This is a genomic window from Acinetobacter sp. AC1-2 (genome assembly GCF_016124155.1).
GTDB lineage: Bacteria > Pseudomonadota > Gammaproteobacteria > Pseudomonadales > Moraxellaceae > Acinetobacter > Acinetobacter calcoaceticus.
On record NZ_JABFFO010000001.1, the window covers coordinates 1,473,153 to 1,494,241 of the forward strand.

Here is a 21,089-nt window from a genome sequence, read left to right on the forward strand (position 1 = left end):
TAAGCCGCTAAAACTAGCAGCTTAATATTTTAAATTTTAAATTATTGTTTAGCAACGTTACCAATTCGCCACTGATAAGGCGGTAATGTTCCATTCACACTAAAATCACCCACAATCCGATTTTTAAACACTCTTGGGTTGTGTGAAGATAAAGTTCTTACATTTCGCCAGTATCGATCTAGGCCTAAATCTTTGTCTGTTGCTGAAGCACCTAATGCATCAAATAAAATGGTAGATGCGTTTAAGATTAAATCGGTAATAACTGTTTGAGACTGTGCACTTTCAAGTTCGGCAAGCGCATTCTGTTCTTCTTCAAGCTGCTCATTATTTTGAAATGCTGCCAAGTAAGCACGCTGTAAGCTGCGTGCAACTTTTTCAACAATCGCCCCTGCACTGTAAGCCGCACCACGAATTTGTCCCACTACTTGTAAAATTTGTGGGTCCTGTTTTACAAATTGGGCATTCGCATGAGTATAGTTTCGGGTACGTTTAGCCACAGCTTGTGAAACATCATATGTCGCAGCTCGTCCTAAACCAGTAATGATTGCCAGTTGCACAAGTTGATAATAGGCAGCCGAATATTTAAAACGATCATCATCAGGTAAGATTTCGGTTTCATTAACCAATACGTCATGGAAATATGCCGTACCACTTGCGGTGAGTTGCTGACCAAAGCCATTCCAGTCATCTACAATTTCAACGCCTTCATCTTCACGGCGCACAACGACTGAGCCAGATTCCCCATTTAAATCTGTTACACCAACGTCAACCCAGTCCGCATATAGACTACCTGTGGTGTAGTATTTTTGACCTTTAACTCGAATTTTTCCGTCAGCATCCCGATATAAATGAGTTTCGAATTGATCGATTGACTCTTTCCCACCTTCAGACCAAGCACTACCAACTGTTTCACCATTTGCAATTCGACTTAGCCAGCGCTGTTGAAATTCTTTATTTTTGCTGACCAGCACATCTTCAGTAAAACCGAAGTGCACACGCAACGCTTGCGGTAAATTTGAGTCTGCTTCAGCAAGTTCAATTAACAATGCAAATAATTCAGGAATAGTTGCCTCAAAGCCACCATGTGCTTTAGGAAGTCGTAACCGTGTAAAACCAATATCTTTGAGCCACTGAAGTTGTTCATACGGCAAAATGTGCTGTTGCTCACGGATTAAAGCCCCTTCTTTAATGCGTGCAAAAGTCGGTCTAAAATTTTTTGCCAATTCATCATAACGTTCAGAAGGTCCTTCACCCCATACCCGAGAAATGATTGAGGCCTGACTAAGTGCAGCGTGAGTTAGTGAACCGAGATGATGCTCAAAATTTAGATTTGTCATTTATGTAAAACCAATATTGCTTTGCTTTTACCATAAAATATTTATTTCACATGAAAACGATTATTTTTTTATAACAGTATTCATTCTTCATATAACGCCAGAAAATGCCTACCAACATTAAGCGATCTCTTTCTTTTGAAGACTATGCTGACTTTGCAATAAGGTTTGCATATATTCTGAATAGACAGATAACTTCTCAAAAATATGTTCCGAATAAAACATATCATCAATTAAATGGGTCATTTGAGAGGCGGTAAAAGTGTCACATAAGCCTACAAGCTGTGCATTTAGCTGGGCAAATTGAGCACACAATTTCACATAAGTTTCATCTTTATTTTTAAATAATAATTGACGCATATCTAAATCATTTAGATCGTTTAAACCAGTATTTTGTTGAGGATTAATCCAATAAATTTTGACTTTTAAAAACAACGCAAGCTCTTCTAAATGCTCTAGGTCTATATCTAAATTTGTAATTAAAAAAATTGTGGAGATATCACTTCGGCACAGCGCTTTGATTAAGCTTAAATAAATAAACCCAACTTCACTCAGCTCTGATAATTCTAAATCTAGATATATTTTTAGACTTTCAAGAACTTCATCTACTTTAAACAAAACTTTCTTTTCGGCTTGATAATATTTATTGAGAATAGCAAGAACGGGCTTTGTCGCTGGTGTTGTATAAATAGCAGGCTTATTGAGGTTAGCAAAAACAAAAGGTGAAAATAGATAAGCCAAACTGCTTTGATGTGGATGAATATGTGATTGAATTAAATAAACAGTTTGAGATTTAGAAAAGTCTCTTAAGACTTTTGCTCTTAATAAAGTTGCTTCAAGATTAACATAGGCCTGCTCTAATTGAGCCATTATAGGTGCTGGAATAGCCTGATTTTTAATAATTTTATTTAGGATATTGAGTTGAGAAGTAATAAACATTTTTTAACATCCAAGCTATTTTAGAAGAGCTACACTTAAGCCAAGGTCTTTAATAACCTACGTAACAACCAGACCTCATACAAAACAACAAGGGAATAGACAAGAAGAAATTTATCCTGTGCTCATATGTAAACCCAAAGTCGCATTCATGGTATTTTTGAAGATTGATTTTGGTCAGCCATAAATCTTGTTCATTTTTATTTTGGACTTTAGATGAATGGATATATAGCTACAGATAATTGAAAAAAAACTATAGCACCCATAATAATGACTTCGGACTGTTATAGTTTTATAAAAAATTTCTGTATCTACATATACAAAATGAGTGAGTGCATGATTAAGAAAACTTCTTAAGGTAGGTAGTTTTCATGAAACGATCTATGGTTCATCGTCAGATATTTCATCAATGTTTCAATGCAACATGCATTTTTACAAATGCAACATCAAGCATGAGCTTTGTTAACAGATTGAGAACAATCAATCGGTCTATTCTATTGAAATATCAATCAATTATATTACTTCGCCCTTCTGGCATTTTACTTGCTAAGAACATTCATCACAGAAGTAAGTTCAATCGTCAGAATACTTTATTGCCTGAAAATAAGTATTTAACACAATCAATCATCATCAGCTAGTTCACAGGGGGAATGTATATGAGCCTCGGTCTAACCGCTTTAGAATTAGCACGAATACAATTTGCTTTCACAGTATCCTTTCATATTATTTTTCCAGCCACCTCCATTGGTCTTGCCTGCTTTTTAGCAGTTTTAGAGTGGAAGTGGTTAAGAACCCAAAACCCGATTTATAAAGATCTGTTTAAATACTGGATCAAGATCTTTGCCGTTGCCTTTGGTATGGGTGTAGTCTCGGGCGTGGTCATGAGTTATCAGTTCGGTACCAACTGGAGTGAGTTCTCTCGTATTGCAGGAAGTATTACTGGTCCTTTACTTACCTATGAAGTCTTGAGTGCCTTCTTTTTAGAAGCTGGTTTCTTAGGCATTATGTTATTTGGTTGGGGGCGTGTCGGACCCAGAGCCCACTTTTTTGCCACACTAATGGTTGCGATTGGTACCTGTATTTCCATGTTCTGGATTTTATCATCCAATAGCTGGATGCAGACCCCTCAAGGCTTCGCTATAGAAAATGGCATTATTGTGCCAAAAGACTGGTTTGCAATTGTCTTTAACCCATCCTTCCCTTACCGCTTTGCCCATATGGGTGCAGCAGCCTTTTTAGTTTCTTCTTTATTAGTCGTAGGAACTTCTGCATGGCACTTAGTGAAAGGCCGTCGTGATGAATTGGTAAAAAAATCGTTCTCGATGGGTCTATGGATGGTGCTTGTGACTTCATGTTTGCAAGTCGTAATTGGTGATAACCATGGTTTAAATACCCGTGAGCATCAACCAGCCAAACTAGCAGCGATGGAAGGTCATTGGGAAACGAATCACAATGAACCTATGCCACTGTTACTCTTTGCAATTCCAGACATGACAGAAGAACGAAACCATTTTGAAGTGGGTGTTCCATATTTAGGTAGTTTAATTTTAACTCACAGTTTAGATGGCCAAGTCACAGGTTTAAAAGACTTCGCACCTGAAGATCGACCAAACTCAACCATCGTTTTCTGGAGCTTCCGTGTGATGGTCGGCCTTGGCGTACTCATGGTCACGCTGTCTTTAATAGCCCTTTGGTTACGTAAGCGTGGAAAACTCTATGAAACTTCATGGTTCCATAAGTTTGCTTTAGTGATGGGGCCATCTGGTTATATCGCCATGCTTGCAGGTTGGGTGACTACTGAAGTCGGCCGTCAACCATGGGTGGTATATGGCATCCTACGAACTAAGGATGGTTTATCTCATACTGTTTCGGCAGAACAAGTCGGCCTGAGCCTCTTTATTTTTGTAGTGGTATATACCATCGTTTTTGGTAGCGGTATCTACTACACCTTAAAATTGATTAATAAAGGCCCTGTATTTATCGATACGCCAAATATGGAAGCAGGCGGTGTTGGACACTTTAAAACACCAATGCGCCCACTCAGTGCTGTCGATGAAAACATTGACAGTAAACAAAATTCTGGGGAGAACCGTCATGATTGATCTTTCTTTAATATGGGTCGGTATTATCGGTTTAGGTGTCATGATTTATGTCGTCATGGATGGCTTTGACTTAGGAATCGGGATCATGTTCCCTTTCATTAAGAACAGCCAAGAACGTGATGTGATGATGAATACCGTAGCCCCTGTCTGGGATGGCAACGAAACATGGATGGTACTCGGTGGAGCGGGTCTATATGCTGCATTTCCACTAGTTTACTCAACGGTTTTATCGGCACTGTATTTACCTATTATTTTTATGGTAATTGCCTTAATTTTCCGTGGAGTCGCATTTGAATTCCGCTTTAAAGCTCATCGCACCAAATACCTTTGGGACTTAGCTTTTATTTGGGGTTCAGTGTTAACTAGCTTCCTTCAAGGCATCATCTTGGGTGCCTATATTCAAGGCATTAAAACCACCAATGGTATTTTTTCTGGCGGATCACTTGATTGGTTGACACCATTTACCTTCTTTACTGGTATTGGTGTAGTTGCCATGTATGCCACTTTAGGATGTGGATGGCTTATTTTAAAAACCGAAAAAGGCTTGCAGCAACGTATGTATGAGCTTATGCCAAAGCTGATTATTGCACTGCTCATTATTTTTGGTGGAGTGAGTCTATATACACCATTAACTCATCCGGAAATCGCAGATCGCTGGTTCTCTTTACCAAATCTGTTCTATTTTAGCCCTGTACCTATTTTGGTCTTATTGTTTGTTGGTCTGATTTTATCAGCGTGTAAAAAGCAGCAACATGACCTTAAACCATTTATATATACGCTAGCCCTCGTTTTCCTTGCATTTACAGGTTTTGTGATTAGTTTGTGGCCTTATATTATTCCGCCATCAGTCACCATCTGGCAAGCCGCAGCTCCTCATTCAAGCCAACTGTTTGCTTTGGTCGGTGCGCTCATTCTGATTCCAATCATTATTGCTTACACTATTGTGTCTTACTGGGTATTCCGTGACAAAGTACGTGTAGGTGATGAAGGCTATCATTAAAGTTAGGAGGGTTTTATGAAAAATTTATCTTCTAAACTGTCTCAAACCCAATGGTTTATTTTGCTATGGCTAGGTGGTTTTTTAGCATTAGCTGTTATTGCTGGTTTGTTTAAAGTGATATTGATTTATGCAGCCCCTTACCTAAAATAAACTTATTTTTATAAGCAAATGCCGTTTGTAGATTCTACAAACGGCATTTATTATTGATTAAGTGCATCTTTCATTTTGTCATTTCGTGCAGCCAATACATGTATAAATCAGAACAACTTGCCCATAGCATTCGCCAACTCATTGAGAGCGGCACTTTAAATGCACACGAGAAGTTACCTTCTTTAAGAGATCAGGTGCAACGCTCTGGTTTTAGTTTAATGACGGTAATGAATGCTTACCAAGAGCTTGAATCACAAGGTTTGATCTATTCCAAAGAAAAATCGGGATACTTCGTTGCCGAGCAAATTACGCTTAAACCTTTAGAACAATATTCTGTTGTTTCACTCAATTCTAAAATCGAAATTAACTCTTTGGTTTTTAAATATCTTAAATCGATTCAACATGAGTCTGTCATCCCTTTTGGTTCGGCCTTTCCCGATAGTCAGCTTTTATATGCACCAAAACTCATTCAGATTATGGGGCAGCTTGCCCGCCAGAAACAGAGTTATGACCAAACTACGAGTCTACCTCCGGGTAATTTAGCTTTACGCAAACTCATTGCTCAACGCTACTGTATGCAAGGGATTCAAACCGACCCAGATGACATTGTCATTACATCTGGAGGATTGGATGCGCTCAATCTTTCTTTACAAGCAGTTGCTCAGCCAGGCGACTATATTTTATTACAGCAAAACGTATTTTATGGCGCTTGGCAGGCAGCAGAACGTTTAGGGCTAAAAGTTATTACCATTCCGGAACATCCTCAACATGGTTTTGATCTAGAAGCTTTTGAACAGGTCATTAACAATTATCCAATTAAAGTATGTTGGCTCATGCTCAATAGCCATAATCCAATTGGGTTTACAGTCAGTGATGATATTAAATATAAAATTGCAAAATTGCTTCATGAGCACCAGATTTATTTAATTGAAGATGATGTCTACGAAGAGCTGTTTTATGGCGGACAAAAGCCTCTTTCAATGAAGTATTTTGATCAGCAAAATCTAGTGCTCCACTGCTCGTCTTTTTCTAAAACGTTAGGTGCAGGTTTTCGAGTAGGTTGGGTCTATGCGGGGAAGTTTTCAGACCATATTCAACACTTACAACTTATGAGTACCATTTCAGTAAATGCACTCATTCAAAATGCATTAGTCGAGTTTTTGTCTCATCATCACTATGAAAAGCACTTACGTACTCTCAGGCTTTCACTTGAGCGTTATAAAAAGCAGTTTTATCATTATTTAAAGCAACATCTGCCACCATCTTGCGAAGTGTATTATTACCCAAGTGGTTATTTTCTTTGGGTAAAGTTGCCAAATAGTTTAGATAGTATGCAAATTTATGAAGAGTTAATTCAACAAAACATTGGGGTAGCTCCAAGCCCATTGTTTAGTGTTTTACCCGCGCAGCAGCATTATTTAAGAATCAACTGTTCTTTTGAATCGACACCTAAAATTCAAAGTGCATTAGAACAAATCATTAAGACAATCCAACAAAGAGTTGAAGCTGTTTCTTAAATAAAGTACTTCGACCTAAGCACAATTTTATAGTGGTGGGTTTGTGGTAAATTTATAGCTTAAATCTATATTTTTAAAAGGAAACAGGTTCAAGGAATTAATATGGAAATTGATGAAGAACTCACCCTTAAAAAGATACAGATTTTTTTAGCATTTATGCGCTGTGGCAATTTATCTAAAACAGCGACAGAAATGGAGCTTAGCAATGTCAGTGTTCACAAAGCATTGCACTCTTTAGAAAGTGCTTTGCGTTGCCCACTTTTTAAAAATGAAGGACGTAATCTAATTCCGTTAAAAAGTGCCTATGTATTTGAAGAACGGGCGCAAAAAATCGTACAGGACATTTTTATAACCGTAAATAAGACTAGAGAAGCTGCTGGCTTTGCGGCAAAAGTTTTACATTTAGGCTCTCTTTATTCTTTAACTGTCAAAACAATTCCAAATGTGATTAGTGGTCTTAAACTCAGACGTAGTGAACTAGATATTCAACTGTTACTCAGCTCAAATCAGGATTTAGTTAAAAAGCTTAAAGCAACGGAACTTGATGCAATTATTGTGGCACTCAATGAAACCACTCAAGATGATGACTTTGAAATTTTGCCGATGTTTTCAGATGATATTTTTTTGGCGGTAAATAAAGATTCTAAATATGCAGAGTTTAAAGACATTGATTTAAGTTTATTAAAAGAAGAGACCTTCCTCACTTTAACCAAAGGCTTTGCAACCCATAACGATAGCGATATTATTTTTAAAAAAGCAGGTTTTTCCCCTAAAGTTGCTTTGCAAGTGAACGATATTTTTACCTTAATTAGTATGGTCAGTTCAGGCGTTGGTTTTGCCCTTTTACCAGGTCGTATTTCGGCGGTTTATGAAAGCTCAGTTAAACTTATTCCCCTAAAACAGCAATATCATATGCAACAAGAAATTGGTTTGGTTTTCTTGAAAAGTAAAGAACGAGATCCAAACTTACTCGCACTGATTGCTGAGTGTCGTATGTTTGCTTCTAATTTTAAAAGATAAAAAGGGCCGTTGTTTTGTATAACAACAGCCCTTTTTATTTAAGCCGTGGACGCTTAGCCACCTACCAATGCTTTAACCGCAAAGAATAAAACTGTTGGTCCCATTAAACAGCCAAGTCCTGTATGGAACGTTGCTGTCAGTGCACCATAAGGTACTAAACGGCGATCTGTCGCAGCCAAGCCTGCTGATACACCACTTACAGTTCCAGCCAATCCACCAAAAATCATGGCAGAACGTGGATTATCGAGTCCCATAAATTTAGCAGTCAGCGGTGTTGAGACCATCACACAAATTGCTTTAACTAAACCCGTTGCAATCGACAATGCCATTACTTCTGAACTTGCTCCAATTGCAGCGCCCGTAACTGGTCCCACAATATAAGTCACAGCACCTGCACCGATTGTGGTAATACTCACGGCATCTCGATAACCAAAAATCCAAGCAAACATACAACCAACAATAAACGGCAGAATAGTTCCAAGGAATAAAGAGAATGCGCCAATAAACCCAGCTTTTTTCGCTTCAGTGGCTTGTACTTCAAATGCCGTTGCTACAATTGTAAAGTCACGTAGCATTGCACCGCCCATGAGCCCTACACCGGTAAAGAGTGCAAGGTCAGTTATGCCTTTTTCACCACCCGTCATTTTTCCGCCAAACCACGCCAAGATTAAACCAATCACAATCGCAATTGCTGAACCATGCACTCGTCCATTGGTTAAATATTTAGATAACTTGGTCGACAACCACATAATTAAAGCAATTAAGGCGAAAGCTGTAATTAAACCTAAATGGGTTAAGTCTTTTAATAATAGATCAACCATGAACTTTGCCTCCAATGCGGTTTAATGTGGTGTCTTCTTCCTTCGGTAAAGGGGTTGCTTTGTTATAACGACTTAAACCCGCAATCGTGAGCGTACAAACGATAACTGAAACCACAGCGGCAAAGAGTGCCATATGTCCACTAGATAAAGCTGAAACCACGTTTTGTTGTGCTGCCATAGCAACAACAACGGGAATATACATGGTGCCCCAGAATGAAACGCCTTTTTCGGTTTCAACTGTCATAACACCACGTTTTTCCATCCATAACCGTATGCAAATGAGTAAAATCATGGCGATACCCACGCCACCAACGTTGGACTTTACGCCCAATAAAATGCCCAACAGATCACCGACAATCACACCCACCAAGGTGCAAAGTGCGAGTAAACCAACTCCATATATAATCATGACAATCCCTCATATCCTTGGATCATTTATGCTTTTGTAAAATCAGATTCAAAAAGAAAAACTATTGTCCTGTTCTTTTTGCATTGCCATCTGAATGCTGTCTATGCGTGTTCCTTGAAAAGACAACACGGTTCCTTCTTTAAATGTTCGACGTGCAAGTGTAGTAAGCACCGTTCCCGGCAACGCTTCTATCTGTAACCTAACACCTCGCTCCCATGCAGCTTGAACGGTACTTTCCCAATCCACCATTCGGCTCATATTAAAAGCCAAGTCATCCCTAATCTGTTCAGCCTTGCCTAAAGTGCGAGCCGTTGTACCACTTAAATATCGAATTTTAGGCTGCTTAAAAGTGAGTCCCTCCATAGGCGCTGCAAGTTGCTCTGCTTGCTGACTTAATAATTCACAGTGCGATGGCACCGATACATCTAACTTTTTTGCCACCACTCCTTGTTGCTTTGCCAAAACAACAACTTGGTTCATGGCTTCACAACTTCCTGAAATAATGATTTGGTTAGGTGCATTAATATTTGCGACAAACACCTCAGGCGTTATTTCATAAATTTGTTTTACCCATGTTTCAACAGCTGCACGGTCTGTACCAATCAGAGCAGTCATACCATAGCCAGTTGGATAGGCGTTTTGCATGAGTTCCCCTCGATAGGCAACTAAGCGAATAGCATCTTCATAGGTTAAAACCCCTGCCACAACCGCTGCCGACCATGCGCCAATCGATAGACCCGCTACATAATCAGGTTTTAAGTTTTCCGCAGCTAATAAAGCTGAACTTACTACCCCTGAAATGAGTAAACAAAGCTGTACGGCTCGCGTCGATTGCAATGCAGTCGAACTGTCTAGCATCAAGACATCTTCTTTGAGTGCATCCGATGCACGCTCAAGATGTTCTTTAACCAGAGCGGTTTGAGGTAAGTCGTGCAACATATTGCTTCGTTGCACACCTTGTCCCGGATATACCCAAATTGAAGCCATGATATCTATTCCCTAATTCCATGGGTTTTCTACTAAAACCGCACCATCTGCACGTTTTAATAGAACTTTTCCACTGTTCCCAGCCCATTCTTTTAAGGCCAACCCACCTTGTGGAAGTTGTAGCTGTATATCCACATTCAGCCCTGCTTGCTGAAAATTTTCGAGTAGCTCAATCGCCTGCTTTTTAGCAAAAGGCTGTTCAGCTCGAATCAACAAATCTATGTCACTTTGCTGGGTGACGGTTTCAATACCAGTTGCCAACTCAAACCCAAAACTTCCTGTATACCCCCAACATCCTGAAAAGTTTTTCATGATGTTAGAAATGATCTGCAAACGTTCTGCCAAATGCTCAAACTGCTGTGTATTAACGTGAGTCAGTGCTTCTGGCTTAAGTTGTCTGCTAATAGCAGATCTTGGCATTTGTGATGCATATCGTTGATGACGGAATTGTCCTCTTACACCCACAGCAACCTGATTTAGAGGAGTGATTACCCGCCGAACCACAACAGGATCGCCTCGTACTAACACCTCTTTCACCCAAAGCGGAGCATCATCAGCCAAGCAGTCGGCTGTCATGCCCCACAGCAAATCATGGGCTTCGAGATCAAGTTTCATGACCATTGCTCACGTAATAATTCACGGACCTTTTTAGACATCTGTCTGTTTTGGCCGTGAAGTCTTTGTTCTAGCCCTCTAGATTGATCAGCATTAATTTCTTTAAATGCTTGAGCAACCACCTGCTTCACTAATGAAAGATCATCATTTGTCGGTTGTTCAGGGTTTTCAACCGATAAAAGTTCCGACAACAAACCAAGCGTTGCATAACTTTCGATGTCATAAGCCATTGGAGGAATGCTTGCAGCTAATTGTTCTAACTCATCAACCGACCGTAGGGTAACGCGTGCAGCAGATTCTTTGCCCATTGCATGCACCATAACACCTGAATCTTTTAAGGCAATAATACGATTGGCTTGGTAACCATGCGCTAAGAAAGCACCCGACATCGACTTACCGACTAGTAAACTGACAATAGGATGGCCTGCTAATCTAGCTCTAGCGTAGCTGTCTACTGCACCCGCTAAAGCTTGATGAATACCCAATAATTCTTCACGGCGACCATAGGCCTGACTAGGTACATCAACCAGACATAAAATGCCGCGTTTAGTCTCGGCATACGCATCAGCTTGAATCACGTCATCTACAGCCTTTGCCAAGCTCCAACCTTCCAAAAGGCCAACTTCACCTTGTCTCGCTCGCGGGAACAAATTATTGCTGTCTTGAACAACGGCAATCACGCGTACTGCTTGCTGATCAATCTGACCATCTGCCACCCAAACCGAAGCTGGAAAACCTTCAACTGTCTTAAAACCCTGTGTGAATGCTTTAAACCACTGTGCACCTCGCGTAGATGCTTTTAATGTATCAACGGCGATATTCATACTTGTTCTCCTTGATACAAAGTCTGAACCTGTGCTGGAGTAATCTGCTCGGTAGTATCAACGTGTTGTAACTGCGCTAAATAGAATGAGTAATTTGAACCACGATGCTGATTGGGTACGCCTTGGGCTAAATAGTCGATCACTTGTTGGCGAACTTTCTGGCGATCATCGTCAACATAGGCATCTGCTAAGCCACTGGCAAAACGCTGATTTCCTCCAGTTATGCTCCAAATAAATGGGCGATCTTTGGCGTTATATTCTTGTACACCAGCTTCTTGTTCAATCACTTGCGGGCCATTTAAGCCTAAACGTCCTTCTTGTGTCATTACAATATAGCTACATAGTCCAGCAGCAATCGACATGCCACCAAAGCACCCTACACTGCCTGCAACTACAGCAATCACTGGTTGATACTGACGTAAGTTCACAATTGCAGCCTGAATTTCAGCAATTGCAGCCAACCCCAGATTTGCTTCTTGTAAGCGAACCCCACCAGTTTCTAGTAATAAAATTGCAGCTGTTGGAATACCTTTCAGATTATCTTCAACCGCAAGTTCTAAGGCACCTGCAATTTTAGCTCCACCCACCTCGCCTAAACTTCCACCTTGAAATAACCCTTCAATTGAAATTAAAACCACTGGGCGTTCTTCAATAGTTCCTTTTGCAATCACCACGCCATCATCTGCTTGCGGCACAATATTTTGCTTAACAAGCCAAGGCGACATGACGCGTGCAAATGGATCGAGTAACTCGCGAAAAGTCTCTTCATCTAATAATGCTTTGGCACGTTCTCTTGCACTGAGTTCAATAAAATCTTGTTTATTTAATAAACTTTGGATATCAGTCATGAGCAATCTCCTCCAAGGCTTGTTCCAGACGTAAGCGAACAACACCGGGGGTTGCACCAAAGTCATGAATATCAATATTGACGGCTGGTGGTATTTGCGCTGTAAAAATCCGTTCGAAAAGATTTTTCCAACGTGCAACACTACCATCCACCGAAGTCACCACCTGAATAGTAGTTTTTCCCGCTTCACCGGGTTCCATCAAAATTTCTAAATCACCTGAACCCACACATCCGACTAATGCCTTTTTTACAGGTGGCTCTGTCGCCAAAAACTCAAAATGAAGTGTTTCCATAATCAAAATCCCTCTTTATTTTTTGAAGATGACTGCTCAACACGATCTATAAACAATGTTGCTGCCAACAAATCGGCTGCTCCGCCAGCGGATGCTTTCATCCTAAGTAGGTCAATCTCTAACAAATGCAAAGCACGTCGGCCTTCTAAGCTTGAACTACCGCCCAAATCGAGCACTTGCCGAGCCCCTTGTTGCATACGCTTTAAGCCATTTGTTCCAGAGCGATAAAGCACGCAGGTATCTGTCAGGTTAGTCATGATGGCAAGTAACGCATCTAAGCGAGCAAACTCTTCTTTCATGGGTTTACTGCGACTTTGATAAAGCTGCTTTAAACCAAAATTCACAATAGTTGGAAAGCCTTGTTGTGCCTGCTCTTTTGCACCTAAGACAGCTAATTTTTTCTGTACCTGCTGACCATGACTCAAAGCCTGTTTGGGAATAAACCGATCTTCTAGCTGGGCAATCTGACCTGCTAACTCACATAGCTCAACAGCCGATAAATATTGTTGATTCATGCGTGCCAATGAAGCTGCCGTAACCATTAAACCCAAGGCCCAAATTGCACCGCGGTGTGTGTTGACTCCATCTGTTGCCAACATCATGACCTTTTCACCTTGGCGACCAATTTCACCAATGTCTTCACGCAAGGCCTGACACACTGTTCCGTGCTGGATTGCAGCTTGGGCCATCGTTTCAAACATTGGGCCTAAACTTTTTGCAGAACGCTCCATTAATTCCAAAGTCAAATCATCATGTGCGCCACTGCCACGACGGTCGACCAACGCTGGCTTTGGTGTCAGATTCACTTCATCAATTAAAGCCTCGACCGCCATGTCTGCCAAAAGCTGACTATGGCTGAGTGTTTGATATTGAATTTGAGCCATCATTACCAACTCCTGAATTTTGCAGGGGGTTGATATAAACCATCTGACCATGTCACCAAGTCAGCAATATTTTTTGCAGCTAAAAGCTCACGTGTTGCATCGGTACGGCGAATACCTAAATCTTCTGGGAATACCACTAAACCTTCGTTTCTTAAACGTGCTGTGGTTTTAGGATCTTGGCTTAGACCAATACTGGTTACCCCTGCCACTGCGGCAATCATGGCTTGACGCTCTTCTTGACTACTTGCTTTATATAAATAAGCAATGCCTTCTTCGGTCAGTAAATGGGTGACATCATCGCCATAAATCATGATCGGTGCTAAAGGCAGACCTGCGGTTTTAGCAACATCAATCGCATCAAGACGATCCACAAAAGTCGGCTTACCACCTTCTTGAAAGGTTTCCACCATTTGCACAACTAGTTTTTTACCGCGGGCCAAATAGGTTTCTGTTTCATTGGCACCTTGCAAGCGCATATCTAGCCATGCTGGCGTATCGTGACGACGACCACGCGGGTCATGCCCCATGTTCGGTGCACCACCGAAACCAGCTAAACGACCTTTAGTGACAGTCGAAGAATGCCCCATGCCATCAACTTGCAAAGTTGCACCGATAAATAGATCAACGGCGTACTGACCTGCAAGCTGACACATCATGCGGTTAGAACGTAGCGCCCCATCACGGCCTGTAAAGAAAACATCGGGACGTGCCGCAACATATTTTTCCATGCCGAGTTCAGTACCAAAACAATGCACACTTTCAACCCAACCTGTCTCAATGGCAGGAATTAAGGTTGGATGCGGGTTAAGAGTCCAGTTTCGGCAAATTTTCCCTTTTAAACCTAAAGACTCACCATAGGTCGGTAAAATCAGTTCAATTGCCGCAGTGTTAAAACCAATCCCATGATTTAACGATTGCACATTATGCTTTTCATAAATTCCGCGAATTGCCATCATGGCCATAAGCACATGAACAGGTTTGATATGTTTCGGGTCGCGAGTAAATAACGGTTCAATATAAAAAGGCTGGTCTGCCACAACCACAAAATCAACCCAAGAGGCAGGAATATCAACACGTGGTAAATCAGTTACGTCATCGACCAGTTCATTCACCTGAACAATCACAATGCCATCACTAAAAGCCGCAGGTTCAATAAGTGCGGGAGAATCTTCAGTACTTGGGCCTGTATAGATATTGCCTTGGCGGTCTGCCATAAAACCGGCCGAAAGCACCACATTTGGAATAAGATCGACCACAAGACGTGAATACAATTCAATATAGGTATGGATAGCACCAATTTCTAATAATCCATCTTCAATCAACTGGCTAATACGCAAACTTTGCGGACCAGCAAAAGAAAAATCGAGCTTACGTGCAATGCCTTTTTCAAATAGATCAAGATGTTCCGAACGCCCAACGCTCGGCATAATCATATGTAAATCATGCAAAACATCTGGATTGGTTTGTGCCAAAGATCGAGATAAGAAATCTGCTTGCTTTTGGTTATTCCCTTCGAGTACGACTCTGTCACCCGGTGTAATCAGTGTTTCTAAGACTTTAATAATGTCTTGAGTTGGAATGACCACACCGTCGGTATATTGGCTTGCCATCTCCAGTTTTAGCTGTTTGGCATGACGCCGCTTTGTCCATAACCGTTCTTTATTTTGAACTGATCCTTCCATGTGCTTACCTATATAGATCGCAGTTTTGTTCTGAATCTATAAAAGCGCTTTATGGAATTTTGATCAATCAACCTGCATCAGCAGTCATTAACCTCAGGTTAATGATTTATTTTAAGGTGGCTAAAAAGGAATTTGAGAGAATCAAGGCACCAAACGTTCGCTATAAACTTGCTTATTTATAAAAACTGGTGCTTCAACTGTTTTGTATCAAACTATCAGATGATAGAATATTAAGTCTAATTACTCAGCTGCAATTACTTGATAAAAAATAGTTTATGCTAAAGAAATATACATATATCTGCTGCCAAAAACGCCTCAACATTTTCAAGCTGGACTGTTGATACTTCCCTATATAAAAACCGAAAACATCCAGACTCATCAATTAATACTTATAATTAAAGGCTCTTTATGCTTCAAAATACCATGCATCGCCAAGTTCTAATTTTGGCGAGCTCCCAGTCACTTTTTCAAACGATATCAGTGATCGTCATGACCATTGGTGGTTTGGCTGGGGCTAATATTGCAAATACTCCTACGCTTGCAACTTTACCCATTGCATCTATGTTTTTGGGTACTGCTTTAATGATGTTTCCTGCCTCAATGCTCATGGCCCATGTAGGACGACGTAACGGTTTTTTATTCGGCGCCTCTTTAGGCGTGCTTGGCGGAATTATTGCCTCAATTGGCATCTTTTATAGCTCACTACTGCTTCTTGCATTAGGCACGCTATGTGTTGGAGCATATCAATCTTTTGCTCAGTTTTATCGTTTTGCTGCCAGTGAAGTTGCAAATGATGCATTCCGTTCACGTGCTATTTCTTGGGTTATGGCAGGTGGTATTGTTGCTGCACTCATTGGCCCAACTTTGGCACGTTTTGGTGGTCCTTTATTCCAACATTTAGAATATATCGGTTCATTTTTAATTATCAGCATCATCTCACTCGTGGCAATGGGCATTTTATCCAGCTTAAATATTGCTCACACAGTTGAACAAAAATCTGACTTTCCTGCTGGTCGACCATGGCAAGAGATTGTATTTAAACCTACCTATTTAGTTGCTTTGTTTGGGGCGGTAACAGGCTATGGCATCATGATTTTAGGTATGACTGCCACACCGATCGCCATGCGACACTCACATCATGAACTTGGATCGATTACGACAGTCATTCAACTGCATGTACTCGGTATGTTCCTGCCTTCATTCTTTACTGGAAATTTAATCGCCCGATTTGGTGTGCTTAAAATCATGTTTGCAGGTCTTGTGTTATTTGCTTGCTACATTGGTTTTGCCCTCTCTGGTATTCAGTTCGAATCTTTTGCTATCTCCTTAATTTTATTAGGCGTGGGATGGAACTTTTTATTTATTGGCAGTACTTCTTTATTAACAGGAACGTATACGCCAGTTGAAAAAGCCAAGGCCCAAGCGATTAACGACATGACTGTTTTTATTGTCGGCTTAATCTGTTCTTTTAGCGCAGGTGCGTTACTCGACTTAGTTGGCTGGAAAGCAATGAATATGGCTTTAATACCGTGGTTAGTCATTGCAGCAGTTTCTCTTTTCTGGCTAAGCCCAAAAAGAGAAAAGCAGCCTGTTTAAATGATTTCTAACGCGGTTTGCTTAACAGCCATTCCAAGTTTTGACGAACCGCAGGCCATTCATGTTTTAAAATGCTATAAACATGAGTGTCTCGCAAAATATCATCTTTTACAATTTGATGGCTTCTGAGTACGCCATCGAGCTTTGCACCTAAACGTACAATTGCGGCTTGGCTTTGCACATTTAAAGAAGATGTTCGTAACTCAACCGCAATGCAGTCTAAAGACTCAAATGCATGAGCCAACAATAGTTTCTTACACTCAGTGTTCACAGGCGTGCGCTGTGCAGATTTACGATACCAAGTCGAACCAATCTCTGCACGGCGATGTGCAGCTTCAATATGCATTAAGGTCGTCATACCCACCGCTTGCCCTGTTTTTCGGTCTTCAATATAAAATGGCAACATGCTTCCAGATTGTTGCAAACCAAGACGTCTTTCAATTTCAGCAGTCATCTGTTCAGGTCTTGGAACACGGGTATACCAAAGATTGTAGAGCTCACCATCGCAAACTGCTTCTGCGAGCGATTCAGCTTGAGTTACATCTAGCGGCTTTAAAATAACGTGTTCGCCTACCAACTCAACAGGTGTAGTCCAAGACATGTTTTTCTCCTTAATGAATACTAAAATTTTATATTTTCAAAACTATTTGTTTAACTCAGCCACACTGTACATAGCATCCGCTATAGTTTTATGACCAGATTTCGCTAGACCATCCGCCGCACCTAAAATATCTCGACGATCTTTGTTTTGCCCAAGTTTTGATTTTCCTTGAAGCTTGGTAATTTCAATTTCTATACCGACAATAGCTTTTAGCATGGGTTCTAGATAGTCTTTTGGTGCATCAGACATTTTCCATGGTTCAGGTTGAGATGCTTCATGTGTACGGGTTAAACGAGCCACAACACCTCGAACATAACGCTCATCATCTCGAATCGTCACTTTACCGTAAGCATGTACAACTCTATAGTTCCATGTTGGCACTTGTTTGTGCTGTTCATGTTTGGATGGATACCAGTTTGGGGAAATATAAGCATCACCCGCCTGAAACACGACTAGCACTTCATCTCCATTTTTAACGTCCTGCCAGACAGGATTAATTCTAGATACATGCGCATGCAACACCCCTAAGTTCCCTTCATTTGTCTGTAACTCAAACGGAAGATGATTTGCATCTAAACCATTGCTCCCATGACTAAAAAGCACACCAAATGGATATTCCGTAATAAGAGAATGTAAGACATCCAAACAGTTTTCTGCAAAATCATCAGGGATATACATGGCTAAGAACCTCGTTGTAAATATCAGGGTTATTTATATTTTGTGTTGTAAATTTTCTGGTTTATGTGGTTTATTAAAAAGAACCACTTTGTATTTTTTTAAGTAGACCAGAATTATGGCAAGAATGGCAAAAGTTGTTGAACTTCCGTCTATTGCAAAGATTGATAAAAGCCAAGGAAAGATTAGTGCTCAACTGACCCAAGCTTTACGCGAAGCTGTGCAAAGTGGCGATTTACAACCGGGGGATCCTTTACCATCTTCCCGTGAACTGGCCCAAACCCTTGAGGTCGCTCGCGGAACCATCATTGAAGCTTATGATCAGCTTTTAGCCGAAGGTGTTTTTGATTCTCAGGCACGTACAGGAACTTATGTGTCTCATGCTTTAGTTAAAAAAAATACGCCGCAACATTCTCAAAAAGAAACCATATTTAGCTCAATCCCTTTGACCAAATCTGCACTTTCTTATGCCCAAGTGCTCAAGGAATTTAAACCACTTCCCCATGTTCCATTTGCTGTATCTGTACCCATTGGCCGAACTCAACCGAGTGATATTTGGCGTAAGTTTGGTAATAAATTTAGATCACGCGGCGCAGGTGCACCTTCGGGATATGGCGAACCGCAAGGTGTCTTATCACTAAGAATTGCTATTGCAGACTATGTACGTCGTTCACGCTCTGTACACTGTGAGCCTGAACAAATCGTGATTACGCCCGGCATTCAACAAGCACTTTATATTTGCAGCCAGATTTTATTTGAAGCCAAAGATGAGGTCTGGATTGAAGATCCAGCTTATCGTGGTACTACAGCTATTTTTGAGCATACCGTACAAAACATTGGTATGGTCCGTGTTCCGGTTGATGAAGAAGGTATTCAGGTTGAAGCTGGAATTAAACTTTCTCCAAATGCCCGTGCAGCTTTTGTAACCCCGTCTCATCAATATCCACTTGGCATGCCGATGAGTCTAGCAAGACGCACTGCCTTATTAGCTTGGGCAAAACAGCAAAATGCATGGATCATTGAAGATGACTATGACAGTGAACTCCGCTATAACGGTCAGCCCTTTCCATCTTTGCAAGGCATGGCACCCGATCAAGTGATTTATCTCGGTACTTTCAGCAAAGTATTATTTCCGTCACTTAGACTTGGCTATGCAGTATTACCTAAGGAACTGGTGGCACCTTTTTGTGGACTGAGGGTGTTAATTGATAGACACCCGCCTACAGCCGACCAACATGTTTTGTCTGCTTTTATTCAAGAAGGCTATTTAGAGCGGCATATTCGACGTATTCGGAATGTTTACTCAGAAGTTCGAGAACACATTATTGGTTTGATTGAAAAATACATACCTCAAGAGCTGGCTTGGTTACAACCGGGCGATCAAGGCATGCATATGGTGTTATGGCTTGCTCAACACATTAATGACGTTGAAGTCGCAAGCACAGCAGTCAATGCAGGCATTGCCATTAAAGCAATTTCACCGACATTTTCAAAAGAACAGCAACGTTCAGGTTTAATTGTTGGCTTGGGTGACTTTGAACCCGAACTTATGGAACAAGCCATAAAAAAACTATCAACAATTATTCAACAACATGACAAGCCAACGTAGACAAAATCTACAACAGCAACCATAGATGGATGGCAAACGGGCCAATCAGCACCATTAAAATACCTGCAATTACCATAGTTAAACTGGCAATTACACCTTCTTCGCTATTGCGTTGCTGAGCTCTAACTGTACCAAAACCGTGGGCTGCATTGCCGAAGGCTGCCCCATTTGCCACATTAGAACGGATTTTAGTAATCGCTAAAATCGCATCGCCGCAAATCATTCCGACTAAACCGGTAATAACGGTAAATAATGAAACCAAAGCCGCCGAACCGTGAATATCTTCAGCTAAAATCATGGCAAATGGTGTTGAAATCGAACGTGCCATCAAACTATTGGTGACTTCAGGACTAAAATGGAACCACTGTGCCATTTCATAGGCAGACATCACGCCCACACTCATTCCCACAATAATCGCAATCGATAAAACACCAAGATTTTTACGGATTGTTTCACGATAACGATAAATCGGTACAGCAAAAGCGACCGTAGCTGGACCTAATAAATTAACAATCCACTGCGTATCTTCGGCATAAGTTTGGTATGAAATTCCAAAAATCGTCATCAAAATGATGGTGAGTACAGGCACACTAATCGCGGGAGACAACCAAAGTTTTGGATGCTTTTGATAGATTCGCTTTGCCACAACATAGGCTGCCAACGTCCAGATGAGACAAAGAATTGACCAGATATTCATGTCGTTTTGCTCTTAGATATGCTTATGCTGAAGACGTTTTCGAGCCTGTAAATAAGCTTTCAAACGATTGTAATAGTGAATGGTCAAACACGTACTGAGCATGACTGAAATAGTCCCAACGGCAATGCTCAAAACAATTTGCCAACCTTCAGTCATAAACAAGGTTTTATATTGAACTACGGCAACCACCACAGGCACAAAAAACAGTAATAGCTCACCTAAAACAACGGTTGCTCCCATTGCCACCTGATCGATTTTGATAATTTTAAAGAACAGGCATAGAAGCAATAAAAACATACCTAAAATGCCTGCCGAGACAGGTACACCTAGTTTTTGATGTAAAAGATATCCCACCCACCAAAATCCAGCCAAAATTAGAATTTGTTTAACTAACTCTAAAAGCGAAGGTTGTGTGGGTGTTCCAGAAGCAGATTTAGTACTCATTTTACGAAATTAAATGGTTAACTACACCATTATGCTATCTTGGTTA

Annotated in this window: 22 protein-coding genes; 7 read left to right on the forward strand and 15 right to left on the reverse strand. The window is 40.8% G+C overall.

What is annotated here, in order from left to right; genetic code table 11:
- Positions 1-41 precede the first annotated feature (41 nt).
- The gene (locus HL290_RS06830; RefSeq protein WP_198495995.1) at positions 42-1,337 is read right to left on the reverse strand and encodes an acyl-CoA dehydrogenase family protein; all 1,296 of its coding nucleotides are present in this window, start codon (positions 1,335-1,337) and stop codon (positions 42-44) included.
- 117 nt (positions 1,338-1,454) lie between these two features.
- A complete protein-coding gene (locus tag HL290_RS06835; RefSeq protein WP_198495996.1) occupies positions 1,455-2,273 on the reverse strand; it encodes a hypothetical protein in 819 nt (272 codons plus the stop codon).
- 653 nt (positions 2,274-2,926) lie between these two features.
- On the opposite strand from HL290_RS06835, the gene HL290_RS06840 reads away from it, so the two are divergent.
- The 5 genes from HL290_RS06840 to HL290_RS06860 all read left to right on the forward strand — a co-directional run bounded on the left by HL290_RS06840 (position 2,927) and on the right by HL290_RS06860 (position 8,059).
- On the forward strand, positions 2,927-4,372 hold the full coding sequence (locus HL290_RS06840; protein ID WP_003651255.1) for a cytochrome ubiquinol oxidase subunit I: 1,446 nt from the start codon (positions 2,927-2,929) through the stop codon (positions 4,370-4,372).
- The gene (gene cydB / locus HL290_RS06845) at positions 4,365-5,372 is read left to right on the forward strand and encodes a cytochrome d ubiquinol oxidase subunit II (protein WP_003651254.1); all 1,008 of its coding nucleotides are present in this window, start codon (positions 4,365-4,367) and stop codon (positions 5,370-5,372) included. Before HL290_RS06840 ends, cydB begins: the two co-directional genes overlap by 8 nt.
- A gap of 15 nt (positions 5,373-5,387) precedes the next feature.
- Positions 5,388-5,522 carry a hypothetical protein gene (locus tag HL290_RS06850; protein WP_003651253.1) on the forward strand — a complete coding sequence of 45 codons (135 nt, stop codon included), beginning with the start codon at positions 5,388-5,390 and terminating at the stop codon, positions 5,520-5,522.
- A 98-nt stretch (positions 5,523-5,620) separates the two neighbouring features.
- On the forward strand, positions 5,621-7,039 hold the full coding sequence (locus tag HL290_RS06855; RefSeq protein ID WP_045436365.1) for a PLP-dependent aminotransferase family protein: 1,419 nt from the start codon (positions 5,621-5,623) through the stop codon (positions 7,037-7,039).
- 102 nt (positions 7,040-7,141) lie between these two features.
- Complete coding sequence (locus HL290_RS06860) at positions 7,142-8,059, forward strand: LysR family transcriptional regulator (protein WP_003651250.1); 918 nt, start codon at positions 7,142-7,144, stop codon at positions 8,057-8,059.
- A 53-nt stretch (positions 8,060-8,112) separates the two neighbouring features.
- Here HL290_RS06860 and madM read toward each other — a convergent pair whose 3' ends face one another.
- The 9 genes from madM to mdcA are packed head-to-tail and all read right to left on the reverse strand — an operon-like array spanning position 8,113 to position 15,421.
- Positions 8,113-8,880, reverse strand: a complete 768-nt coding sequence (gene madM, locus HL290_RS06865) for a malonate transporter subunit MadM (RefSeq protein ID WP_198495997.1) — start codon at positions 8,878-8,880, stop codon at positions 8,113-8,115.
- Positions 8,873-9,289 (reverse strand): malonate transporter subunit MadL, encoded by a 417-nt coding sequence (gene madL / locus HL290_RS06870; RefSeq protein ID WP_017390471.1) that lies wholly within the window; start codon positions 9,287-9,289, stop codon positions 8,873-8,875. The genes madM and madL overlap by 8 nt, the downstream gene beginning before the upstream one ends.
- 48 nt (positions 9,290-9,337) lie before the next feature.
- Positions 9,338-10,276 (reverse strand): malonate decarboxylase subunit epsilon, encoded by a 939-nt coding sequence (gene mdcH, locus HL290_RS06875; protein ID WP_198495998.1) that lies wholly within the window; start codon positions 10,274-10,276, stop codon positions 9,338-9,340.
- Positions 10,277-10,288: 12 nt separating this feature from the next.
- Positions 10,289-10,897, reverse strand: coding sequence for a malonate decarboxylase holo-ACP synthase (locus HL290_RS06880; protein ID WP_198495999.1), 609 nt, complete (start codon positions 10,895-10,897; stop codon positions 10,289-10,291).
- Positions 10,888-11,715 (reverse strand): biotin-independent malonate decarboxylase subunit gamma, encoded by an 828-nt coding sequence (mdcE, locus tag HL290_RS06885; RefSeq protein WP_198496000.1) that lies wholly within the window; start codon positions 11,713-11,715, stop codon positions 10,888-10,890. Before mdcE ends, HL290_RS06880 begins: the two co-directional genes overlap by 10 nt.
- A complete protein-coding gene (locus HL290_RS06890) occupies positions 11,712-12,563 on the reverse strand; it encodes a biotin-independent malonate decarboxylase subunit beta (RefSeq protein WP_198496001.1) in 852 nt (283 codons plus the stop codon). The genes mdcE and HL290_RS06890 overlap by 4 nt, the downstream gene beginning before the upstream one ends.
- A complete protein-coding gene (locus HL290_RS06895; RefSeq protein ID WP_004642485.1) occupies positions 12,556-12,855 on the reverse strand; it encodes a malonate decarboxylase subunit delta in 300 nt (99 codons plus the stop codon). Before HL290_RS06895 ends, HL290_RS06890 begins: the two co-directional genes overlap by 8 nt.
- Before the next feature lie 2 nt (positions 12,856-12,857).
- Positions 12,858-13,742, reverse strand: a complete 885-nt coding sequence (locus HL290_RS06900; protein ID WP_198496002.1) for a triphosphoribosyl-dephospho-CoA synthase — start codon at positions 13,740-13,742, stop codon at positions 12,858-12,860.
- The gene (gene mdcA, locus HL290_RS06905) at positions 13,742-15,421 is read right to left on the reverse strand and encodes a malonate decarboxylase subunit alpha (RefSeq protein ID WP_198496003.1); all 1,680 of its coding nucleotides are present in this window, start codon (positions 15,419-15,421) and stop codon (positions 13,742-13,744) included. The genes HL290_RS06900 and mdcA overlap by 1 nt, the downstream gene beginning before the upstream one ends.
- Before the next feature lie 408 nt (positions 15,422-15,829).
- Here mdcA and HL290_RS06910 point away from each other — a divergent pair, with 408 nt between their 5' ends.
- Positions 15,830-17,017: an MFS transporter gene (locus tag HL290_RS06910; protein WP_198496004.1), complete on the forward strand. Its 1,188-nt coding sequence runs from the start codon at positions 15,830-15,832 to the stop codon at positions 17,015-17,017.
- Between the two features lie 7 nt (positions 17,018-17,024).
- Here HL290_RS06910 and HL290_RS06915 read toward each other — a convergent pair whose 3' ends face one another.
- Entirely contained in the window at positions 17,025-17,618 is a 594-nt protein-coding gene (locus tag HL290_RS06915) for a GNAT family N-acetyltransferase (RefSeq protein WP_005047594.1), read from the reverse strand.
- Between the two features lie 42 nt (positions 17,619-17,660).
- The gene (locus HL290_RS06920) at positions 17,661-18,296 is read right to left on the reverse strand and encodes an FMN-binding negative transcriptional regulator (protein ID WP_198496005.1); all 636 of its coding nucleotides are present in this window, start codon (positions 18,294-18,296) and stop codon (positions 17,661-17,663) included.
- A gap of 115 nt (positions 18,297-18,411) precedes the next feature.
- Here HL290_RS06920 and HL290_RS06925 point away from each other — a divergent pair, with 115 nt between their 5' ends.
- Positions 18,412-19,902, forward strand: coding sequence for a PLP-dependent aminotransferase family protein (locus HL290_RS06925; RefSeq protein ID WP_198496006.1), 1,491 nt, complete (start codon positions 18,412-18,414; stop codon positions 19,900-19,902).
- 7 nt (positions 19,903-19,909) lie between these two features.
- Here the strand turns inward: HL290_RS06925 and HL290_RS06930 are convergent, their stop codons facing one another.
- Positions 19,910-20,599, reverse strand: coding sequence for an LrgB family protein (locus tag HL290_RS06930; protein WP_005041374.1), 690 nt, complete (start codon positions 20,597-20,599; stop codon positions 19,910-19,912).
- Between the two features lie 12 nt (positions 20,600-20,611).
- Entirely contained in the window at positions 20,612-21,043 is a 432-nt protein-coding gene (locus HL290_RS06935) for a CidA/LrgA family protein (RefSeq protein WP_198496007.1), read from the reverse strand.
- Positions 21,044-21,089 lie beyond the last annotated feature (46 nt).

Excerpts from the sequence above, each read along its gene's own strand:
- HL290_RS06830 (WP_198495995.1), bottom strand. The coding sequence starts at position 1,337 with ATGACAAATCTAAATTTTGAGCATCATCTCGGTTCACTAACTCACGCT.
- HL290_RS06835 (WP_198495996.1), bottom strand. The coding sequence starts at position 2,273 with ATGTTTATTACTTCTCAACTCAATATCCTAAATAAAATTATTAAAAAT.
- HL290_RS06840 (WP_003651255.1), top strand. The coding sequence starts at position 2,927 with ATGAGCCTCGGTCTAACCGCTTTAGAATTAGCACGAATACAATTTGCT.
- cydB (WP_003651254.1), top strand. The coding sequence starts at position 4,365 with ATGATTGATCTTTCTTTAATATGGGTCGGTATTATCGGTTTAGGTGTC.
- HL290_RS06850 (WP_003651253.1), top strand. The coding sequence starts at position 5,388 with ATGAAAAATTTATCTTCTAAACTGTCTCAAACCCAATGGTTTATTTTG.
- HL290_RS06855 (WP_045436365.1), top strand. The coding sequence starts at position 5,621 with ATGTATAAATCAGAACAACTTGCCCATAGCATTCGCCAACTCATTGAG.
- HL290_RS06860 (WP_003651250.1), top strand. The coding sequence starts at position 7,142 with ATGGAAATTGATGAAGAACTCACCCTTAAAAAGATACAGATTTTTTTA.
- madM (WP_198495997.1), bottom strand. The coding sequence starts at position 8,880 with ATGGTTGATCTATTATTAAAAGACTTAACCCATTTAGGTTTAATTACA.
- madL (WP_017390471.1), bottom strand. The coding sequence starts at position 9,289 with ATGATTATATATGGAGTTGGTTTACTCGCACTTTGCACCTTGGTGGGT.
- mdcH (WP_198495998.1), bottom strand. The coding sequence starts at position 10,276 with ATGGCTTCAATTTGGGTATATCCGGGACAAGGTGTGCAACGAAGCAAT.
- HL290_RS06880 (WP_198495999.1), bottom strand. The coding sequence starts at position 10,897 with ATGGTCATGAAACTTGATCTCGAAGCCCATGATTTGCTGTGGGGCATG.
- mdcE (WP_198496000.1), bottom strand. The coding sequence starts at position 11,715 with ATGAATATCGCCGTTGATACATTAAAAGCATCTACGCGAGGTGCACAG.
- HL290_RS06890 (WP_198496001.1), bottom strand. The coding sequence starts at position 12,563 with ATGACTGATATCCAAAGTTTATTAAATAAACAAGATTTTATTGAACTC.
- HL290_RS06895 (WP_004642485.1), bottom strand. The coding sequence starts at position 12,855 with ATGGAAACACTTCATTTTGAGTTTTTGGCGACAGAGCCACCTGTAAAA.
- HL290_RS06900 (WP_198496002.1), bottom strand. The coding sequence starts at position 13,742 with ATGATGGCTCAAATTCAATATCAAACACTCAGCCATAGTCAGCTTTTG.
- mdcA (WP_198496003.1), bottom strand. The coding sequence starts at position 15,421 with ATGGAAGGATCAGTTCAAAATAAAGAACGGTTATGGACAAAGCGGCGT.
- HL290_RS06910 (WP_198496004.1), top strand. The coding sequence starts at position 15,830 with ATGCTTCAAAATACCATGCATCGCCAAGTTCTAATTTTGGCGAGCTCC.
- HL290_RS06915 (WP_005047594.1), bottom strand. The coding sequence starts at position 17,618 with ATGTCTTGGACTACACCTGTTGAGTTGGTAGGCGAACACGTTATTTTA.
- HL290_RS06920 (WP_198496005.1), bottom strand. The coding sequence starts at position 18,296 with ATGTATATCCCTGATGATTTTGCAGAAAACTGTTTGGATGTCTTACAT.
- HL290_RS06925 (WP_198496006.1), top strand. The coding sequence starts at position 18,412 with ATGGCAAGAATGGCAAAAGTTGTTGAACTTCCGTCTATTGCAAAGATT.
- HL290_RS06930 (WP_005041374.1), bottom strand. The coding sequence starts at position 20,599 with ATGAATATCTGGTCAATTCTTTGTCTCATCTGGACGTTGGCAGCCTAT.
- HL290_RS06935 (WP_198496007.1), bottom strand. The coding sequence starts at position 21,043 with ATGAGTACTAAATCTGCTTCTGGAACACCCACACAACCTTCGCTTTTA.